The sequence below is a fragment of the Sandarakinorhabdus sp. genome (genome assembly GCF_040398645.1).
Lineage (GTDB): Bacteria > Pseudomonadota > Alphaproteobacteria > Sphingomonadales > Sphingomonadaceae > Sandarakinorhabdus.
This window is the reverse complement of the sequence record NZ_JBBATR010000010.1, coordinates 35868-38251: the sequence shown is the minus strand read 5'-3', so window position 1 is coordinate 38251 and position 2384 is coordinate 35868. Positions and strand designations below refer to the sequence as shown.

Here is a 2384-nt window from a genome sequence, read left to right as displayed (position 1 = left end):
GCCAGCGTTGGCGCGCGCTGCGGGCCGGGCCGGGCAGTGGCAGGCCGCGGCCCGGCTGTGGCGGGCGCTCACGTTGGCGCAGCCGCGCAACGGTGCGGCGTGGGCCGGGCTTGGCCATGCGCTGCTGGCGCTTGATCAGCCGGCCGATGCGGTCGATGCGCTGGGCCGGGCCGCCACGCTGCTGCCAGGGTCGGCGGCGCTGTGGCTGGACCGTGGCCGCGCGGCGCTGGCCGTCGATGATGCCGCTGCCGCGCGGCAGGCGTTTGGCGCGCTGACGGCGATGAACCCCGAAGATCCGCGTGCGTGGACCGGGCTTGGCATTGCCCATGATCTCGCCAGCGCCCATGCACAGGCGCAGCTTGCCTACGCCCGCGCGCTGGCGATTGATCCGCTTTATGCGTCCGCCCGCCACAACCGTGACGTGTCGGCAGCCTTGGCGGCCGCGCCGGCGATAAGTGCAGCGCAGATGGTCACACCATGAGGCGTTTGCGCCATCGGCGCCGCGGTACATCGGCGCTGGAAACCGCCATGTGCCTGCCGCCGCTGGTGCTGCTGATCACCATGGCGGCCGATCACGCCTGGCTGGCGCTTATCAAGCAGCAGCTGGATCATGCGTCGCGGGCTGCGTCGCGTTATGGGATTACCGGGCAGGTTGATGCGGCGGCGCAGGGCGGGAACATGGTGCCGCTTTGCCCTGGCGGTGAAGCGTCAGCCGGCGGTCCCCGTGTTGATCGCATCCGGGCCATCATTGCCATGCAGGCCGGCGCGCTCATCCCGGTCGATCAGATGTGTCTCGGCGTCGGCAGCTATGCCGGCTATCAGGGCGTTGGCCAGCCAGAGCCGCTCGCCGATGTGAACGGCAATGGCCGCCACGATACCGGCGAAGGCTTTACGGATGTCAATGGCAATGGCCGCTGGGATGCTGATCAGGCGATTCCAACGCCAGGCGGCGGCGATTCCGTCGCGGTGTACACGCTGCGCTACACGGCGCACCCACTGAGCGGTGTTGTCCCGGGCCTGCCGCCCAACATTCCCCTGGAAACCCGTATGGTGGTGCGCAATGAGCCGTTCTGAGCATGGCCAGAGGGGTCTGCGCGCGCCAAGGCGCAGGAGCCTGCGCGCGCCAAAGCGCGGGAGCCTGCGTGCGCTAAAGCGCGGGGGGGGCGCGTTGGAATTCGCCTTGGTCATGCCGATCCTGCTGGGCTTTGTGCTCGCCGGGCTGGATATTTCCAACCTGGTCAGCGAGGTGCAACGCACCACGTCCGCTGCCACGGCTGCCGCCGATCTTGCGGCGCAGATTGATCGCTTCACCCCCCAAACCGATATCAACCGGGTGGTCACCGGCAAGGAAATCGCCGTGCTGGCGCTGGCCGCCCGCGAGGTCGCGCGCCCCACCGACATACTGGCCGACGGCGCATTGATCGTTACCAGCGTGGGCAACACTGGCGCCGGCCCGGCCGTGGCCTGGCAGCACCGCTGGGGCCGGGCCGGCATTGCCAGCCAGATCGGCCCGGGCAATCTGAATGGCCTGACCATTGCCAGCGGCGAAGGCGCGGTGTTTGCCGAGGTTGAACGGGAGATCACGCCGTGGCGGTTTACCGGGCGGCTGCTGGGCTTGCCGCAAACCATGGTGGTGCGCCGGGTGGCGGTGCGCCGCCCGCGCCTTGCCATGCCGCTGGTGCAATGATGCCGCTTCGCCGCACCCGCCGGCAGCAGCGCGGCAACATGGCGCTGGCCGGGGCGCTTACACTGCTGCCGCTGGCGATGATGAGCGGCCTGGCCATTGATTTTGGCCGTGCGTGGACCGCGCAGGAGCAGCTGGGCCAGGCTGTCGATGCAGCGGCGCTGGCCGGGGCGCGCCAGCTTGGTGCGCGCGATCCCGGGCCCGAAGCGCAGCAATATTTCAACGCCAATCTCGCGGCTGGCAACGGGCTGGTGGTCGATCAGTTTCAGGTGACGCCGGCGGCCAACAACCAGACGCTGTCCATCACGGCAACCGGGCATGTCACCACCAGCTTCCTCAGCCTGGCCGGCGCGAACTGGCGCACGCTGCCCGTGCGCGCCAGCGCCAGCGCGCGCCGCACCACCATGGGCATGGAACTGGCCATGGTGCTGGATGTCACCGGATCGATGGCCGGGAGCGGCATTACCCAGATGCGGCTGGCAGCCAGCGATCTGATCAACATCCTGTTCGGCAACCGTGCCAGCCTCGATACGCTCTATGTGTCGGTGGTGCCCTACACGATGGCTGTGAACTTTGGTCCAACCAGGACCGACTGGTTGCAGGGCGGCGCTGCGGCAACCGCTGCCTACGCGCCGTTTCGCTGGCGCGGCTGTGTCGAAGCCCGCACCGGCGGTGAAGATCAAACCGATACGCCGCCCGC

4 protein-coding genes are annotated in these 2384 nt (G+C 69.0%); all 4 read left to right on the top strand.

Annotated elements, in window-relative coordinates:
* The coding region (locus tag ABWP50_RS04035) for a tetratricopeptide repeat protein (protein ID WP_353216709.1) at nucleotides 1-481 on the top strand (481 nt) is incomplete at its 5' end.
* The gene (locus ABWP50_RS04030; RefSeq protein ID WP_353216708.1) at nucleotides 478-1074 is read left to right on the top strand and encodes a TadE/TadG family type IV pilus assembly protein; all 597 of its coding nucleotides are present in this window, start codon (nucleotides 478-480) and stop codon (nucleotides 1072-1074) included. The genes ABWP50_RS04035 and ABWP50_RS04030, both read left to right, overlap by 4 nt.
* Complete coding sequence (locus ABWP50_RS04025) at nucleotides 1061-1687, top strand: TadE/TadG family type IV pilus assembly protein (protein ID WP_353216707.1); 627 nt, start codon at nucleotides 1061-1063, stop codon at nucleotides 1685-1687. Before ABWP50_RS04030 ends, ABWP50_RS04025 begins: the two co-directional genes overlap by 14 nt.
* Nucleotides 1684-2384: pilus assembly protein TadG-related protein (locus ABWP50_RS04020; protein ID WP_353216706.1), on the top strand; the 701-nt coding region annotated here is incomplete at its 3' end. The genes ABWP50_RS04025 and ABWP50_RS04020, both read left to right, overlap by 4 nt.